This is a genomic window from Micromonospora lupini (genome assembly GCF_026342015.1).
GTDB lineage: Bacteria > Actinomycetota > Actinomycetes > Mycobacteriales > Micromonosporaceae > Micromonospora > Micromonospora lupini_B.
In genome coordinates, this window is the sequence record NZ_JAPENL010000001.1 from 1,117,563 (window position 1) to 1,134,098 (window position 16,536).

General features: G+C 73.8%; 15 protein-coding genes. 1 reads left to right on the forward strand and 14 read right to left on the reverse strand.

Going from position 1 to position 16,536, the window contains the following annotated elements; translation table 11 throughout:
- Positions 1-4: 4 nt before the first annotated feature.
- Entirely contained in the window at positions 5-697 is a 693-nt protein-coding gene (locus OOJ91_RS05160; RefSeq protein ID WP_266243056.1) for an NAD(P)-dependent oxidoreductase, read from the reverse strand.
- A gap of 60 nt (positions 698-757) precedes the next feature.
- On the opposite strand from OOJ91_RS05160, the gene OOJ91_RS05165 reads away from it, so the two are divergent.
- Positions 758-1,132 carry a winged helix-turn-helix transcriptional regulator gene (locus OOJ91_RS05165; RefSeq protein ID WP_266243058.1) on the forward strand — a complete coding sequence of 125 codons (375 nt, stop codon included), beginning with the start codon at positions 758-760 and terminating at the stop codon, positions 1,130-1,132.
- Between the two features lie 86 nt (positions 1,133-1,218).
- Here the strand turns inward: OOJ91_RS05165 and OOJ91_RS05170 are convergent, their stop codons facing one another.
- The 13 genes from OOJ91_RS05170 to OOJ91_RS05230 all read right to left on the reverse strand — a co-directional run bounded on the left by OOJ91_RS05170 (position 1,219) and on the right by OOJ91_RS05230 (position 16,527).
- A complete protein-coding gene (locus tag OOJ91_RS05170; protein WP_266243060.1) occupies positions 1,219-2,019 on the reverse strand; it encodes an AfsR/SARP family transcriptional regulator in 801 nt (266 codons plus the stop codon).
- Positions 2,020-2,157: 138 nt separating this feature from the next.
- A complete protein-coding gene (locus OOJ91_RS05175) occupies positions 2,158-3,285 on the reverse strand; it encodes a hypothetical protein (RefSeq protein ID WP_266243061.1) in 1,128 nt (375 codons plus the stop codon).
- A gap of 13 nt (positions 3,286-3,298) precedes the next feature.
- Entirely contained in the window at positions 3,299-5,644 is a 2,346-nt protein-coding gene (locus OOJ91_RS05180; RefSeq protein WP_266243063.1) for a hypothetical protein, read from the reverse strand.
- Between the two features lie 12 nt (positions 5,645-5,656).
- A complete protein-coding gene (locus OOJ91_RS05185; protein WP_266243065.1) occupies positions 5,657-7,093 on the reverse strand; it encodes a baseplate J/gp47 family protein in 1,437 nt (478 codons plus the stop codon).
- Entirely contained in the window at positions 7,086-7,589 is a 504-nt protein-coding gene (locus tag OOJ91_RS05190; protein ID WP_266243066.1) for a hypothetical protein, read from the reverse strand. The genes OOJ91_RS05185 and OOJ91_RS05190 overlap by 8 nt, the downstream gene beginning before the upstream one ends.
- 1 nt (position 7,590) lies before the next feature.
- A complete protein-coding gene (locus tag OOJ91_RS05195; protein WP_266243068.1) occupies positions 7,591-7,914 on the reverse strand; it encodes a hypothetical protein in 324 nt (107 codons plus the stop codon).
- A gap of 10 nt (positions 7,915-7,924) precedes the next feature.
- On the reverse strand, positions 7,925-9,952 hold the full coding sequence (locus OOJ91_RS05200; RefSeq protein ID WP_266243070.1) for a hypothetical protein: 2,028 nt from the start codon (positions 9,950-9,952) through the stop codon (positions 7,925-7,927).
- Entirely contained in the window at positions 9,949-10,614 is a 666-nt protein-coding gene (locus tag OOJ91_RS05205) for a hypothetical protein (protein WP_266243072.1), read from the reverse strand. The genes OOJ91_RS05200 and OOJ91_RS05205 overlap by 4 nt, the downstream gene beginning before the upstream one ends.
- On the reverse strand, positions 10,614-11,111 hold the full coding sequence (locus OOJ91_RS05210; protein ID WP_266243073.1) for a hypothetical protein: 498 nt from the start codon (positions 11,109-11,111) through the stop codon (positions 10,614-10,616). Before OOJ91_RS05210 ends, OOJ91_RS05205 begins: the two co-directional genes overlap by 1 nt.
- A 2-nt stretch (positions 11,112-11,113) precedes the next feature.
- Positions 11,114-12,589, reverse strand: a complete 1,476-nt coding sequence (locus OOJ91_RS05215) for a hypothetical protein (RefSeq protein WP_266243074.1) — start codon at positions 12,587-12,589, stop codon at positions 11,114-11,116.
- On the reverse strand, positions 12,586-15,813 hold the full coding sequence (locus tag OOJ91_RS05220; protein ID WP_266243075.1) for a hypothetical protein: 3,228 nt from the start codon (positions 15,811-15,813) through the stop codon (positions 12,586-12,588). Before OOJ91_RS05220 ends, OOJ91_RS05215 begins: the two co-directional genes overlap by 4 nt.
- Before the next feature lie 2 nt (positions 15,814-15,815).
- A complete protein-coding gene (locus OOJ91_RS05225) occupies positions 15,816-16,070 on the reverse strand; it encodes a hypothetical protein (protein WP_088989350.1) in 255 nt (84 codons plus the stop codon).
- Positions 16,071-16,098: 28 nt separating this feature from the next.
- On the reverse strand, positions 16,099-16,527 hold the full coding sequence (locus OOJ91_RS05230; protein ID WP_234582446.1) for a hypothetical protein: 429 nt from the start codon (positions 16,525-16,527) through the stop codon (positions 16,099-16,101).
- Between the last annotated feature and the right edge of the window lie 9 nt (positions 16,528-16,536).

The following is a 16,536-nucleotide window of genomic DNA, read 5'->3' on the forward strand; positions in this document are numbered from 1 at the left end:
GCGTTCACGCGCGGGAGAGCACCGCGACGCGGGCCGCGTGGACGCTCGGCCGCACCACCTCGTCGGCCACGGCGCGGGCGTACTCGTCGTACGTCAAGGTGGTTGTCGCCTGCTCGCGGCTGAGGGGTTCGGCGACCAGCCGGTACGCCTGCCCCGCCGCCGGCCCGTCCGGCGTCCCGAACCCGGCCGGCGGGGTCAGCACCGCCCAGTCGAGCGTCGTGGCGGCGAGCGCGGGCAGGTGCCGGGCGTGCGCCTGGGCGAACGGCGTCAGCGCGGGCGGGAACAGCGTCTCATCGTCCATCAACACGGTGCCGGAGTCGAGCGTCAGTGTGGCGGCCAGCCCCACCGCCACGAGGCGTCGACGGGGCGCCCGCCAGGTCGCGTCGATGCCGGCGACGATTGCGGCGTAGTAGTCGAGGTCGAAGTCGTCGAACGACTGTGGCGGGGCGGAGAACGGCGTGACGGCCAGCACCAGGGCGTCGACGGCCCGCAGCGTCGACGCCAGCTCCGCCGGGCGCTGGGCGTCGCCGGGCACGACGCGCAGCCTCGGGTGGGGCGGCAGGTCGTGGCGGTCGGGTTGACGGAGCACGGCCTCGACGTGCAGGCCGTGTGGGAGCAGCGCGGCCGTGACCGCACGGCCGACCCGGCCGCCGGCACCGAGGACCGCGACCCGTCGCGCTGGTGAGGTGGTGGACATGGGCACGACGGTAGGTCCCGCACCTGTGGTTACCGCAACGTGACCACCTACGCTGGATCGGTGACCCAGTCGGTCGGGCCGTTGCCCTCCTTCGACCCCACGTGCCCGATGAGCACGTTTCCGATCCAGATCGGCGGCAAGTGGACCGCGATGATCATGCTGTGTCTCCAGGACGGGCCGCGCCGGTTCGGCGTCCTGCGCCGCCATCTACGCCCGATCAGCACGAAGGTGCTCACCGAGACCCTCGCCCTGATGAGGCGCGATGGCCTGGTGCGCCGCCGCCCGGTGGCAGGCGCCGACGACTGTGGTGTCGAGTACGAGCTGACAGCGCTCGGCCGTTCGCTGCTCGGCGTCGTCGAGCACGCGCGCGCCTGGGCCCGCGACCACGCCGAGGAGCTGGCGCACGCCAGGGATGCCGCCCAGCGGGCCGGCTGAGCCGCGCCGCTCCAGACGCCGCCCACCGGGCCGGCTGAGCCGCGCCCGAAACGCCCCCAGCGGGCCGGCTGAGCCGCGTCCGGTGATCACAGCGGCACACCGCCACCGGCTCCCGGCGCGAACGCCGGTGCGTGTACGCCCGCGCGGACCAGGTGCTCCAGCCAGGGCGTCGGAGCGACACCCAGTTCCCGACCCAGGTCGGCGCGGAACAGCTCCAACCGGCGTACGGCCTCGTTGATGTTGCGTTCGGCCAGGTGCACGGCGATCAGCACGCGGGTGGCGCTCTCCCGCAGCGGCTCCAAGTGCACGGCTGTCAACGCCACCTGCACCGCCTCGCTGAAGCGACCCTGCGTGGTGAGCCGTTCGGCGAGCGCCTCCAGCGCGTACAGCTGGGTCTGGCGCAGCCGCTCCCGCTCGGTCAGCACCCAGTCCTCGTACCAGCCGGGCAGCAGCTCGCCCGTGGCCAGGGCGGGCACCCCCGCGCCGACGCCCGCCGGCACCCCGCCGGCCAGCAGGGCGGCGGACGCCGCACCGAGGGTGGCGACGTCGCTTGTCACACAGGCGGCCAGGGCCAGCCGGTCGTCCTCCTCGACGAGGGGCTCGGGGGTGACCCGGTGCAGCCGCCAGAGCATGGTGCGCAGGTTGGCGCGGGCCCGTTCCTCGTGCGAGCCGGGCCAGAGGGTGCCGGCCGCCTCCCAGCGGGCGCACCACTGGCGTACGCCGAGGTAGGCGAGCAGCCGGCGGGCGCCCTGCGGCACCGTGACGGACCTGCCGTCGCGTTCCAGCCCGAAGCCGCCGAGCAGACGCAGCGTGTACCGGGTCGTCCGCTCCGCGCCGGCCTCGTGCGCCCCGGAGCGCAGGTCCTGTGTCACCTCGTGAACTGGCATTCCCGCGTCCTTCGCACCCGATCGCCGGTGTGGGAGTTCCACGCTCGGGTGTGGACGATCGGCACGCCAGCGCAGTGTCGTCACACCGACCCGGCGAACGACGGGGATCAGCCGTTCGCCGGAGTCGCCGCCGACCGTTCAGCGAAGCTTGCTCAGCGTCCGGGCATACGAGGTCCACTCGGCGGCGTCGCCGACCTCGGCGCGTACCCCTGCCTCCTTCATGATGGAGAGCACCCGCTCGGCGGGCGCCTCGGCAAGCTTGCCGAGCGTGCCGATCCCGGCGCGGGTCAGCGCCGCGCGGGCCTTGGTCGGCACCCCGGCGAGCATCGCGATGTCGGCGTCGCCCACGTTCTCCAGCTCCGACTCGATGCCGAGGGCGGCGGCGACCGCCGACTGGGCGCCGACGGTGGTCCGGACGATCGCCGCCTCCCGTTCGCTGACCTCGGCGAACATGGCGTCGAGGCTGGGGTAACTGCTGTCCGCCGGCAGCACCTTGAGCACGTCGCGGACCGTCCGGCCGTCGGCCACCTCGTCCTCGCCGAAGAAGCGGACGAACTCGACGAGCTTCACCTCCTGCGGGAAGCGCTGCCGGACGTCCGGGGTCTCGACGGCGTACCGGTCCAGGTAGGCGGCGCCGCGGACCTTCGGCCCGGCGACCACGTCCACGCCGAGGGTCTCCACGGCGGGCAGCACGATGGTGCCGGCCTTGGTCTGCCAGATGCTCACCTTCTTGTCCAGGAACATCGTGGTGCCCATGTACTTTCCGAAGTCCAGGGCGCCGATGTAGTTCGGGATCTGCTCGATCGTGTACGGGCCGGGAACGATCTTGTTCTCGTGGACGGTGGAGTGCAGCCGGTTGATCTCGGCGCGGATCTCGTCGAGCAGGTGGCGCAGGCTCACCCGCATGGCGGCCATGCAGGAGAACGCCTTGGCCAGGTCGGTGCCGAGGTGGTCGAGGTCGTGCTCGATGCGGTGGAACCGTTCGTTGAAGCCCTGCTCGCCGGGAGTCTGCCCGGCCTGCACGACGTCCTCGCCGTCGACCCAGTCGCTGTGCGCGAAGGTGCGGGCGAACGGCGGCGGCGCGCAGCCCGGCTCCACCGCGGCAAACGGCTCTGCGTAGGTGAACACCCGCTTCGCCGTGCCCACGTTCTCGTAGATCCAGGAGGAGACCAGCACGCTGGCGTCCGACTGCGGGATGCCGTGTTTGGTGAACGCCTCGTACAACTCGGTGACGGTCACCCCGTCGTAGTTGATCTCGTTCGCCATGATGATGTCCCTCTCAGAGCTGGTCGTACACGCCGCGGTGCCGGCGCTGCTGGAAGGTGCGGAAGGTACGGGCGACCGCCGGGCGCAGCGGCTCGGCGTCGCCGTCGGCGTCGAGGTCGACGTGGTCACGCCGGATCCCGAAAGTGTTGATCTCCACGCCGAGCGGGCAGACCCTCGTCAACGTGTTCATCAGCCGCTCGTACTGGGCCAGGGTCAACGCCACCCCGTCGGGCAACTCCACCCGGAACTCGTACGGGTCGGTGAGGCCGGTCCGCACGTAGGACAGCGCCACCACCGCGACCAGCCCGGCGTGGGTGGGCCGCAGCGTGGTCCGCGCGCCGACCGCCTTGACGTCCGCGGTGCCGCCGCCGAGCCCCACTGTGTACCAGCGGAACCCGGTGGCCCGCCGCTCGGCCAGGTTGACCCCGGCCTGGGGCAGCCCGATCACGCTGCACACCAGCAGTACCCGGTTGCCGCTGTCGACGAGCGGCAACGCGGCGGCGAGGTGCCTGTCGCGCAGCAGACCGACAAGCCGTGCCAGCCGGTCGGCGGCGGCCGGCTGCCCGGCGATCAGCGCGGACGCCAGCGCCGCCGGCAGCTCGATGGTCTCCACCAGCTCGTCGGGTAGCCGGTTCAGCGCGGCCACCACCGGCGCCGGGTCGCGTACCGCGGGCAGGCCGGCGGCGGCCAGCACCTCGTCGACCGGCTGCCCGGCCGGCCGGGTGGGTACGCCCGCCCACCGGGTCCGGGCCGCCGCGTCGGTCAGCGGCGACCACGCCGGCTCCCCCGTGCCCGTCCAGGCCGTCGCGGCGGCGGCCAGGCCGGCCAGCAGCAGCGCGTTGCCACCCGGGTCGCCCGGCGCGTGGAACTGCGCCTCGACTGCCACGTCGGCGCCGACCGTGGCGGCCGTCGGCGCGGTCACCGCCAGCCCACGGGTGGGCAGGTGCGACAGGTACATCCTGGTGGTGCTGATCCGGTGCGTGGTCTGCACGCCGCACACCCGCCACAGCCAGGCCACCTCGCCGTCGGAGGCCACCGTTGGCACACCTGCGGCGCGGGCGGCGGCGATCAGGGCCTCGGCGGTCCGGTCGGCGGTGACCGTCCGGCCGGTGTCCAGCACCCGGTTGCGCAGGTCGGTGGCCTGCGCGGGGGTCGGCCAGCCGACGTCCACGCCGAGACCCAGCTCGTAGCGGCTGCCGCCGGCGTCGTCCTGGGCCCGGGTCACCTGCCACACGAGCGTCGAGCCGAGCGCCCGGCACACCCGCCCGGCCCGGTCCAGGGCGGTGGCCAGCGGCGGCGCGAGGGCGTGCGCGTTGTCGAAGGCGTACGACTGGCGCAGGCTGGCGCGCAGCGCGGTGATCTCGGCCAGCCGGCCGGACGGCAGCGCCCGGCCGGCGTGCGTCGTGTTGTTCGGCGGGGTGTTGGCGGGCAGCACGAGGCGGTCGCGGCGCAGTTGGGCGAGGAAGTTGGTGCGGTGCTGCGGGTCGCCGGCGGCGACCAGTCGGATCGCCACCGCGAACCGGTCGTCGTCCTCGCGCAGCGTGAACCGGGCGCCGCCGGGCAGGTCGGCGAAGAGCCCGGCGTTCGGCTCGGTGTCCGCGCCGGGGCCGTTGAGCAGCCGGCGCACCGCGCCCGGGGTGGGCAGCAGGAACCTCCGGTAGAGCCCCAACCGGTGGGCGTACGCCCCGTCCGGCTCGCGGGCCGGCGGGGCCAGCCGGCGCGCGTACACGTCGCCGCTCGCCGGCTCGTGCACCAACTCGTCGACGAAGCGTGCCACCCCGACGTCCGCGCCGATGCGGTCCAGCGCGTCGCGTCGGGCGTGCGCCAGGGTCCGGTACGCGTGCACCTCCCGCGCCGCGCGGCGCAGCCGGTGCTTCTCGTGCGACACCAGGTAGAGCAGCCGGCCGAGGTTGCCCTCGACCACGGCCAGCTCGATCAGGGCGGTGAGCGCCGCGCCGGTGACCGCCGTCGCGGCGGCGGCGTCGACGGCCCGCTCGGCCGTCACGGTGACGGAGAACGGCGCGACAAGCGGTTCGTCGGCGCTGTCCGGCGCGTACGCCGGCACCGACGCGCCGGCGGCCGACCAGGGCGCGAACACCACAGACGGCAGCACCCGCTCGTCCGCGCCGCCCGGGTCGACTGTGACTGTCACCCGGACGGTCTCCTCGACGAGGTCCCGGCGCAGGACCACGGTGAGCACCGGGTGCCGGCTGGTCCAGTCCACCGCGGCGGCGCCGCCGGTGGCGAGCGGCACGACCACCCGCCGGACGGTGCCCGGGTACGGGCCCTCCAACTGGTCGACGAGGTTGCGTTCGACGGACGGGTCGGCGCCGTCCACGGGCACCCGGATGTCGGTCATCGCGTCCCCCGCTCAGACGATCCGGAACGGCCGGGGATCGTCCCGGTCGACGTAGACGGGCACCTGGTTCGCGGCGAGCACCGCGTTGTCACCGACCGGCAGCCGCTGCACCCCGTCGCCGGTGGGCGCGCTGCCGGTCACCACCACCGCCGAGTCGGCCGGAAAGCGGACGAGCCGCAGCCCGCGTACGTCGGCGACGCCCGGCTCGTTCATCAGGGTCCAGATCACCTCGGCGGCACGGACCGGCTCACCGAAGGGCAGCTCGTCGACGTAGCGGCGCAGTCGCGCGTGCAGCCGGGCGCGCAGCTCGGTGGCGGCGGTGGACGCGTTCACCGTCTCCTTGGAGCCGGTGGGCAGTGGGAGGCCCCGGATCACGAGATCGGCCTCGACGCCGATGCCTACCTCGTCGGCCCGGTCCACCGAGGCGAAGATGCCCACCGGGCGCAGGTCCTCGATGACCGACTCGACGGAGGCGTGCAGCCCGTCCGGGCCGTCCCAGATGGCGGCGGCGGTGGGCGCGACGAGCACTGTGACGTAGTACGGGTTGCCCAGGTCGCGTTCGGTGCTGAAGACCCGTTCGATGAAGTTGAAGTTGCCGAAGATGGACTGGTTGAGGTCCAGCCCGCCCCGACCGTCGAAGACCTGCACCTGCCGTACGCCGGGCACGGTCGCCACGGCCAGGCCGATCGCCTCGGCCGTCCAGATCGAGCGGGGCGCGGCCAGCAGGAGCTGCCGGTAGCGGGCGTCGGAGACCTGCTGCTCACCTCCGGTCAGCGCCACGGTGTGGGTGATCTCCACCAGCTCCGCGCCGGCGGCCTGCTCGGCGTCGTCAAGGTCGGCCAGCAGGGTGTCCGCCCGGTTCCACCTGTCGATCTTCTGGTTGGGTTGGGTGGGGTCGAGGTTGTGCGCCGGGCCGGGATAGAACGCGGCGACTGCCGGTTCGCGCTCGCCGACGGCGGCGGAGAGCACCACCGTCTCGTCCAGGGCGACGTGGTGCCCGCCGGGTGTGGAGAGCCGGGCGCCCCGGGGCAGCGTGAGCGGACTGTGGCCGCTGGGCAGCGCGGCCTTCAACGTCAGCTTCACGGTCCCCCGCGCTTGCAGGTACGGCCGGGCGATGCCCAGCTCCTCGCCCAGGCGGCTCAGCGCGTCGGCGGTCGCGGACACCACGAACGAGTTGTCGTAGACCGCGCCGAGCGCCGCCCACAGTCGGGCGTCCTCCAGGGCTGCCAGTTCGAGGACCTTGCGCAGCACCGCGCCGCTGGTCAGGTCGACGTCCTCGCCGAAGAGCAGCCGGGCGGTGGCAAGCTTCTCGGCGAGCAGCCGGGCGAAGGATTTCGGCACGAAGCCGGTCTCGACGATGCCGAAGCCCGTCGAGCCGGTGGCCCGCAGCGCGGCGGCGTCGACGGCCAGGACGTCGGCCAGCTCGGCCGGGAGGGTCGGATCAGACACTGGGCAGCTCCCCGAGGCGCACCGAGAGCCGGTCGTCGGTGATGGTTTCGAACTGGACCTGCACCTGGAGGGTGCGGGAGGAGCGCAGCGCGGCCGCCGCGGCGTCGTCGGCACGGCCCGCGCCGAGCCGACCGTCGTCGAGGTTCACGTCGACGATCTTGCGGACCCGGGGATCGCGGTCGAGCAGCGTGATGATGCCGATGCGGACCTGCTCGCGGATGAGGTTCGGCTCGATCTGCTCGGCGAGCGCGTTGAGCCCGTCGAAGCCGAAGGTGGCGTCGAAGACGTTCGAGCCGCGCAGCGTGGTCAGCGCCACCGCGAGGCTCTGCGCCACGTTGCCGGTGCCTTCGACGAGGGCCAGCGCCCGGCCGTTCGGACCGTCGTCGAAGACGATGTCGCGCGCCAGGTCCACCCCCGGCATGGTGGGTTCGAAGGCGAGGCCCCAGCCGAGGTAGCGGCGCTGGGCGGCCTGCCGTTCCCGCTCGGTACGGTCCACCTCAGACCGCCTTCAGCTTGGTCTGCCCGGCGGTGGCCGACAGGCCGGGGGTGCTGCCGTCGGTGGCGCCGCTGAGGGTGGCCAGCGCCACCCCGACCCCGCCGACGTGCAGCTTCTGGGCGGCGCCTGTCGCCGACACCACCTTCTTGCACTGCACGGTGGAGCTGCTGTCGGTGATCGCGCACCCGGTCACCGACTTGCCGGTGATGCCGTCGAGGCGTGTCACCTGGGCGCCTGCCACGACAAGCTTCGCCTGCCCGGCCGGGGTGACAGTGCCCTGACTCGGGCAGTGCACGTCGCTCGACGTGGTGAGCACGAAGGCCATCTCGATCTCCTCAGTGGATGTTCATCGCGTTGTCGACCTGGACGTCGACGTCGGCGGCGGCGATGCTGACCGTGCCGCCGCTGATGTTCACCGCGCCGTTGCCCGCGTCCAGGTCGATCCGGGTGCCGGTGATGGTGATCGAGCCGTCCTGCTTCATGACGATCGACGAGCCGCCGGCGGCGTGCTCGATGGTGATGCTGTCGGCCTCGTCGGCGCGGGCCGGGCGCTGACCGCGCCCCTGCAACTGGGCACGGCCCACCCGCACGGTCAGCTCACCCAGCTCGATGACCCGGTTGCCGTCGCCGTCGGTGAGGTCGTGCGCCACCTTGCCGTCGTGGTCGGCGGGCACGACCGTGTCGCCGATCGACGAGCGGCTGTTGGTGGCCACCCCGACCGGCAGGGACAGCCACCAGTCCCCCGGCTGGGACACCGGGGCGTGCCCGGTCGGCCAGAGCGCGCCCACCTCGACCGGGTCGTCGGGTGCGCCGTTGCGGTAGGCGAGCGCCACCCGGGTGCCCGGGTAACGGGGCAGGATGAGCCCGCAGCCGCCCCACGCGAACGGGGTCAGGTAGGTCACCCCGGGCAGCGGCGCGGGCTGATCCCTGCGTACCGGCAGGCGACGGGCCGCGTTGGGCCTGCCGTCCGGGCGGACCAGGCCCTCCCACACCGTCTCGGTCTGGGCCGGCGGCTCGACCGCGCCGCTGGCGTTTGTGGCCGCCGCGCGGACCTCGCCGATCTCCAGGCCGCGCGTCTCGCCCCGGGCCGCGCGGGCCACCCTGCGGACCGCCTCGGCGGCGGCCACCCCTGGCGAGGATGCCGGGCCGGCCGGCTCGGCGGCGGCCACACCTGACGCGTCGCTCCAGGTGTCCCACGCCTGGGCGCCGGAGGTGACCTCGACGCCCTGCACGACAGTCACGAACCCGGCGGTACGCGACAGGGTGTGCCGGGCGGCGCTGAGGTAGAGCAGCTTCGCGCCCGCGCCCAGCTCACCCGTCGACGGGGCGAACGGGGCCGCGAACGAGCCGAGCAGCGCCGCGCCCACACTGCCAAGCGTGGTGGCCTCGTCCACCGCCGGCGGATCGAAGCACACCAGGTCACCGGGCTTCAGGTCGGGGCGGCCCTTGAGGGTGAGCGTCCACGCGCGACGGCGCGGCGCGGCGGTGCCGCCGGCCTCGGTGGCCGCGTACGGGTCGGTGTCCTGGGTGCCGTTCTCGGTGCACTCCAGCAGGCCGGTGGCGAGGGTGAGCGGCTTCGGCTCCCCCTCCGGGTACGGGATCGGCCGCTTGCCCACGTGCACGGTGCCGTCGCGGATCAGCAGCATCCCCCGCCCGTACGCGTTGAGCGACTGCTGCACCGCGCCGCCGATGCGCTCCAGGGCGGCGCGGTAGAGCAGGCCGGCCCCGAAGGCGACCCGCTCGTCGCCGGCCGCCTCGGTGGCGCCGGAGGTCATCGTGCCGTCCGGGTTGGCGCCCCACCCGGTCACGTCGACCCTTGTCCGCTCGCCGATGGCCCGGATCGCGGCCGTGAAGGTGGTCGCCTCGAACCGTTCGGCGATGCGCTGCCCGAGCCGGGCGTACGCCTGCTCGACGAGTGTCAGTTCGGTGTCGTACGTCCGCTCGCCGGTGAGCCGACGCACCTTTGTCACCCGCAGCACGGCGACGAGCGCCTGGGTCAGCTCGGCCGGGGTCGGGCCGGCGTTCACGCCGACCAGGTTGGTGAAGAACGCGCCGACCGAGGTGTTGGCGTCACGCCAGTACAGGTGCAGTTTCGCCACCAGCGGCGGTTGCCCCTCGGCGGTGCGCAGCGCCGCGAAGTGCTCGTCGATCAGCCCCTGCACGGTGATCGTGTACGCGCCGGGGCCCAGCCCGTCGGGCAGCGCGGCGTCGATGGCCGCGTAGTAGTCGGCGCTGGACAGGGTGAGCGCGACGTCCGGGCTGAGCCCGGTCGGGGTCTCCCGGTGAAACGTGAGGGTCCAGCCGGCGTCGTTGCCGACCGCACCCTGGCGTACCTGGCCGGTCTGGAACGGCGTGAGCGTCACCGCAGCACCCTCCGCATCTTCTTGTCGAGCAGGTAGCGGTAGCGCAGCCTGCCGGGGCCCAGCTCGGATTCGACGCGCTGAGCGGGTGGGCGGCGACGCCAGACGAACTCGTTGATCGGCGGCGGCCCGAAGGTGTCGACCGCGCGGTCGGCGGGCCGCCAGGCCAGCGTCAGAGACGAGCCGTAGTCGCCGGAGCCGCGTACCGTCCCGGCGTGCAGCAGCCAGGCGAGCACGACCACCTCGACGGCGACCGGGGCGGCGGCGCGAGCGGGCGGCGCGGTGACGTCGACAGGCGGGCCGGCGTCGGGGCAGACCCGGCGCAGGCCGGCGGCGAGCGGCACCGAGCCGAGGATCCGGGTGCCCTGGCGGACGACCAGGCGCAGCGGCACCCGGCCGACCAGGGCCGGCGTCCGGGGCGTGGCGGGCGGCGCGGGTCGGGGCGTCAGGTCGTCGGCGGAGGTGCTGACCACGGCGAGGGGGTCGGTGGCGAGCCACTGCCGGGCCAGCCCGGTGGGCAGGATCAGCACCGCGTGCACGCCGCCGCCCAGCTCGACGCGGTGCGGCAGGCCGGCGGTGAGGCTCTGCCGGACCTCGGTGAACCCGGCGGGAACCTCGACGGGTGTCTCCGGCAGCAGGTAGCGGTCGATCGGGAACGGTGGCATCAGTTGCCCAACCCGTCGGCGAGCGCGCCGACTCCGATGCTGGCCACGTCGAGCAGCTTGCCGAGCAGGCTGGGACGGGGCACGTGGACGAGGGTGATTGTGGTGTCCAGGACGTCGCGGCGGGCGGCCGAGGCGTTGAAGGTCAACGACTGCACCTGCATGTCGGTGCGGATGGTCATCGACGTGACGAGGATGAGCCCGCCGAACTTCCCCCCGGAGTACGCCGCCAGGGCGGTGCCGCGTTTGCTGGCCTCGGCCATCGTCTCCAGGGCGAACTTCCAGCCGTAGCGCTCGGGACCGACGAGCACCCCGGTCAGCGTGATGGTGTCGTCGTGGGTGGCCACGATGGCCTTGTGCGCGGTGGAGCCGATCGGTGGCAGGTGGTAGGTCTCGGCCAGCGAGATGGCGGTGACCGCCCAGATCGGGATGGGCAGGATCCCGTCGCTGATGATCGCGGACGGGACCGTGCCGTACCGCATGAAGCTGGTGGTGGCCATGGTCAGCGCCCTCCGGTTGGTGGCAGCGGCACCGGCGTGCCGGTGGGTTCGACGGCCAGGCCCAGGTCGCGCAGCGCCTGGGTGATCTCGCGGACCTCGCCCGCGGCGCTTGTCACCCGCAGCCGCAGTCGCCGCGCCTCCAGGGCCGCGCTGATCCGCGCGGGTCGGGTGGACGCGGAGCCGCGCCTGTTGATCCGGTCGATCTCGGCGGCGGCGTCCTCCATCCGGGAGATCGCGTCGAGGATCCGTGGGTCGGGTGTGAAGCCGGGGTCGTCGCGTTGCAGACGGGCGATGGCGTCGCGGAAGTCGGCGGCGTCGCGGCGCAGGTTGGTGACCAGGTTGTCGGTGAGCGCGCTGACCCCGCCGACGCTCGGGGCGCGGTGCGACTTGTCGTCGATCAGCCACACCCAGCCGTCGTGGCCGATGCCGACGAGGTCGGTGCCGGCGACCTTGACGTTGGCGTCCGGTCCCTTGAGGAACAGCTCGATGCTGCTCAGCGAGAACGCCGCGCTGTACTCACCGAGGACGCCCCGGCCGTAGGTGACCATGTCGTGGCGCAGGTAGGCGCGGAAGCCGGGGCCGTCGTCGGCGCGGCCGCCCCGGTCCCGGAAGCGCCGCCACAGGGTCGCCAGGGCCTCCGGGTTGTGCACGGCGAGCTGCTGGGTGAGCCAGACGTCGCCGCCGGCCACCACGGCCCGCAGCTCCGGGTCACCGATGCGGGCCAGGGCCTCGGCGAGACGGGCGTCGCTCATCTGCAGACCGCGCGAGCGCGCCCGACCGAGGTCGTCGACGGCGGTACGCAGACGGGCCACCTCGTCGGGGGTGAGCCGGCCGCCCAGGCGGGTCTCCAGGTCGGCGACGGCCGCCCGCTTGCCGCCCTCGCTCTCGGCGGCCACCGCACGCCACAGCGCGGCCGGTTCCAGCTCGGCGGCGCGGCGCAGCGCGGCCTGCCGGTCCGCCGGCATGGCCCGGAACGCGTCACCGACGATCGCGGCCGGCTCGGCGTGCCGACCGGCCGCGCCGCCGCCGTCGAACTCGCGCAGCAGCGAGTCGGCGTACGCGGCGGAGTCGTCGGCCAGCCGCAGCGGCGCGTCGCCCACGATGCCGTCGCGGGGTCGGCTCAGCTCGCGCATCTCGGTGTTGAGCTGGTCGAAGTACTCCCCGAGAGTCGCCACCCGCACCCCCTCGGGCAGGGTGCCGCCCTCCAACACGTGGTCGAGGATCGCGGCGATGTTGTCCCGCAGCACTGTGATGCGTTCCAGCCGGTTGAGCGCATTGCCCAGGTGCAGGTCACCGACGTCGTCGACGATGCGGCGGATGAGGTGTTCCAGCAGGCGGCGGGAGCGCACCTCGCCGGCCTCGCTGTGCGCGGCGATGGTCCGCATGAACTGGCGCAGCCGGGGGTTCGCGTCGGCGGCGGCGTGCACGGCGGCGGCGTCGAGGAACCGGCCGGCGCGGAACCGGCGCGGCCCGGTCACGGCCGCACCGCCGGCACGCGCGGGCCGGACGCGGCGGTGTGCGGCGAGTCGAGCACCATGAGGATGAACCGGGCGCCCTCCGGGCCGCCGACCGCGCCGCTGAGCATCGCCTCCCGCTCCACGTACGCGAGCACCGGCTCCATCAGCTTCTGCACGACCCGTTCCAGCACCTCGTTGAGCAGGATCTCGGTGAGGAACCCCTGCAGCAGGTCGCGGGAGGCGGCCTCGACGATCTGCCGGGTGACCCGGCGTACCACGTACCCCCGGGCGGCGCGCAGCCCCGCGCGGACGCCGAAGCGCAGCGCGACCCGGCCGCCGCGCACGGCCGCGCCGCCGATGGTGCCGGCCTCGGGGATCAGCGACAGGGCCAGCCCGAGGTACGCGGCGAACAGCTCGACCTCGACCTCGGTGCGGGTCAGCACCAGCTCCGGGTCGAGCATGGACTCGTAGAGGCGCTCGCGCTGGTGGGCGTGCGCCACGTCGACGGCGGCGACTGCCACCCCGACCACGAAGCCCAGCGGCGGGCAGAGCAGCGACAACGCGATGATCCCCACCATGATGGCGAACGCGCTCAGCGCCTCCCGGCCCAGCTCGGTGCCGAACAGGTCGTCGACGCCCGTGGCGTAGTAGAGGTTGCCGCCGAAAAACTCGCCGAGCTGCTGGTGGGTGACCAGGTGGACCCCCTGCAACGCGAAGCGTCCACCGGGGATTGTCGCCGACGGGATGTGCTCGCTGATCCGGCTGGACCGGAAGGCGAACCGCGCGTCGGTGCGGGCGCGGCCCAGCATCTCGGTGTTGTTGCGCCGCATGTCCTGTAGCACCCGCCACAGCTCGCCGCGGATCGCCGACCGGTCACCGGCGAAGCGGGCCAGCACGTCGGGTAGGTCGGTGATCTGCTTGACCAGCGGGTCGATTCCCTCGGCCTCGCCGCGTTGGATGACCAACGCCTGCTCGATCTCGGCGAGGGTCCACAGCACCGCGTGGGAGTCGCGGATCCGCGTGGCGCCGTCGCGTTCGACGACCTCGCCGGCCGCGCCGGGGCTGGTCAGGGTGGCCTCGGCGGCGAGGAACGCGCTGGAGATGGCGCGGGCCGCCCCGTACCAGGCGGTGGACGGGTTGGCCACGCTGACCGTGGCGAGAACGCCACCGCCGGCGTCGGTGTGCGCAGCCGTCCACCGCGCGGCCTCGTGGCGGCGCAGCCGATCGCGCAGCCCCTGCAGCTCGGCGTAGTCGGTGAGCTGGGAGACGATCAACCGCTCGAAGATCGGCGCGTACTGGTCGAAGCGGGCGATCCGCGCGTCGATGCCGGTGCGTGAGCTGAGCAGCAGTTGCACAAGCATTGCCTGGCTGCCGACGACGAACAGTTGCCCGACCGCGGCGTTGACGGCCGGGCTGAGCGCCTGGACGAAGTGCAGGTTCCAGGAGGCCGACGTGTCGATCCAGCCACCCTGGACGCGGGCGAAGTGCTCGGGCTGGCTGTAGCGGCGCATGACGAGCTGGGCGAGGTGGTCCAGGCGGGGCACCACGCCGGCCAGGTGGCGCAGGAACTGCACGGCGGGCGAGGCGACCGGCCGGAAGTCCAACGGGCCCAGCCCTCCGGTGCCCTGGGGTACGGGCCTGGTGAACGCCTCGCGCTCGGCCGCCCCGACCAACAGGCTGATGGCCGCGGCCCGGCCGCGCAGCACGGCGGCTGCCTGGAGGCAGAAGTTCGCCGGGTAGCGGCACGGCTCACCCATCTGCAGCCGGAACGCGATGTCGTCCATCAGTCGGCGCAGCTCGTCGCCGTCCGCGCCGAGCGCGGCAAGCTCCGGTTCGCCGTTGAACGACGCACAGGCAGGCATCGCCGAGTGCCCCGCGCCGACGACGGGGAACCGGCTGCCCTCGGTGCCGGCCGGCGCGCTCGGGCTGCTCGGGTCGAAGACGAACCCGCCCCGGCGGCCGCCGCTGCCGTCACCGGTGCCGCCACCCGGGCTGGAGCCCGTGCCGGTGCCCGTGCCGCTGCCGCCGGTGCCGGTGCCCGTGCCGGCGCCGCCGGTGCCGCTCGGCCCGCTGCCGGACCCGGTGCCCGTGCCGGCGCCGCCCGGGCCCGGACCCGTGCCGTCGCCGATGCCGCCGCCGGGTGGCGCGTTCGGGTCCGGCGGGGCGGCCGGGTGCTGCTCGACGGTGATCGGCAGCAGGTTGGCCGTGCCGGTCCAGTGCATCGTGGCGTCGGTCTCCTCGGTGCCGACAAGCAGCAGGGACACCCCGCCGATGCTGACCACCACCAGGCAGGTAGGCGTCGCCCCGCCCACCGAGGCGAGGATCGCGTCGACCCGCCGGGTCACCTCGGCGTCGACGGCCCGCTCGATCTGCGCCTGGTACTCGTCCACGCTTGTGGTCTCGCCGCGCGGTGACGCGGTCCGCAGCCGCTGCCGGATGTCGGCGCTCAGCTCCTCGTCCACCATGGCGACCAGGGCGTTCCGGTCGGCGACCGGTCGCCGCTGCACAGTCCCGGGCTGCGGGCTGGGCACCCGCTCCTCCACCTCGAAGTGCGGCTGCGGCGTGGCCCGGAACACCGTCTCACCGAACCGCTCGAACGTGAGGACCGACAGCGGGGTCGTGGTCACCATGATCGCCCAGACGGGTCGCCCGTCCGAGCCGACGACGCGGGCGATCACACCCTGCGGCGTGCCCGAGGGCAGACCACCGTGCTGGCGTACCGCCTCGCGGGCCAGCTCGGCGAAGTGGCCCGCCAGGTAGGTGGCCGGGCGCAGCAGCCACTGGTAGGTGACGCCGGGCGGCTCGTCGCCGTCCACAGGCACCTCGGCCGCGTCCCCACCGTCGTCGTAGGACGGCACCCGGTAGACGGCCAGCAGGTGCCGCATCCGAGACGCGTCGAACAGCTCGGTCGCCGGTCGGCTCAGCGGCGCGGCCACCCCTGCGGGCAGCCCCGGGTCGAGCCGCGCCGCGCCGATCACCTCGTCGATGCGCCGGCGCAGCCGGGCCTCGAAGGCCCGCCTGTCGTCCGGGGACACCCGTTCGGCGGCGGCGCCGGTCCAGCGGAAGTCCGGCGCTGCGGCGCGTACCTCCAGATAGCCGCCGCGCGGCGCGACGACCTCCTGCCGGGAGCGTTCCAGGGCGCGGGCCAGGGCCGCGGCGAGCGCGTCGGTCACGACCGCCGGCCGCTCGGTCACCGACCGGGCGTCCAGCCGGATCCGCAGCGGCACGTGCACCGAGATGGCCACCGTCAGAACCGCCCGTCCAGGTGCTCGGCGAGGCGGGCCAGCGCGAGGTCGGCGAGCGCGTCGGCATCGAGGGCGCCGCCGGCAGCGACCACCTCGATCTCCACCGGGAAGTGGTACGCGATGACGGCGCGATCGTCCTCGGCCACCTGCTCGGCCTCCGCCTCGCTGCCGGCAGCCGGCAGCACCAGCTCACCCGCGTGCACCAGGGCCAGCCCGGTACGGGTGACCCGGGCGGCGCGGCCCGCTCCGGTCGCCATCTGCTACCTCCGGTTCCTCGTCGCTCGGTTACGGCAGGACGGACGGGTCGCCGGTCTTCGGGTCGACCGAGGCGGCCAGGCTGAAGCCGCTGAAGGTCGCCGCCGGGGCGCCGGAGATGGTGGCTGTCGTCGGTGTGGCGCTGGTGATCAGGCAGTCCCGCAACACGAAGGACGAGAACGCCCAGTCGTCGCCTGTGTGCTCCAGCAGCGCGATGTCGAACAGCTCGCCGTCGAGGGCCAGCTTGGTGAGCCGCCCGGCGACGTCCCCGATGGCCTTGACTGTCATCGTGAAGTTCATCGACACCGGCGCGTGGATGACGCCCATGTGGGTCACCTCGCACGAGTGCAGCGCCTCGACGTTGAGCGAGAAGGACGGGCTGAACGAGTCGATCGGGCTGATCAACACCGTCTCGGTGCCCTTGGTGTACTGCACCGCGAGGCGGGTCTTCCACTCCATGGTCTGGTT

Excerpts from the sequence above, each read along its gene's own strand:
- OOJ91_RS05205 (WP_266243072.1), bottom strand. The coding sequence starts at position 10,614 with ATGCCACCGTTCCCGATCGACCGCTACCTGCTGCCGGAGACACCCGTC.
- OOJ91_RS05195 (WP_266243068.1), bottom strand. The coding sequence starts at position 7,914 with ATGGCCTTCGTGCTCACCACGTCGAGCGACGTGCACTGCCCGAGTCAG.
- OOJ91_RS05175 (WP_266243061.1), bottom strand. The coding sequence starts at position 3,285 with ATGGCGAACGAGATCAACTACGACGGGGTGACCGTCACCGAGTTGTAC.
- OOJ91_RS05210 (WP_266243073.1), bottom strand. The coding sequence starts at position 11,111 with ATGGCCACCACCAGCTTCATGCGGTACGGCACGGTCCCGTCCGCGATC.
- OOJ91_RS05230 (WP_234582446.1), bottom strand. The coding sequence starts at position 16,527 with ATGGAGTGGAAGACCCGCCTCGCGGTGCAGTACACCAAGGGCACCGAG.
- OOJ91_RS05160 (WP_266243056.1), bottom strand. The coding sequence starts at position 697 with ATGTCCACCACCTCACCAGCGCGACGGGTCGCGGTCCTCGGTGCCGGC.
- OOJ91_RS05180 (WP_266243063.1), bottom strand. The coding sequence starts at position 5,644 with ATGACCGACATCCGGGTGCCCGTGGACGGCGCCGACCCGTCCGTCGAA.
- OOJ91_RS05170 (WP_266243060.1), bottom strand. The coding sequence starts at position 2,019 with ATGCCAGTTCACGAGGTGACACAGGACCTGCGCTCCGGGGCGCACGAG.
- OOJ91_RS05225 (WP_088989350.1), bottom strand. The coding sequence starts at position 16,070 with ATGGCGACCGGAGCGGGCCGCGCCGCCCGGGTCACCCGTACCGGGCTG.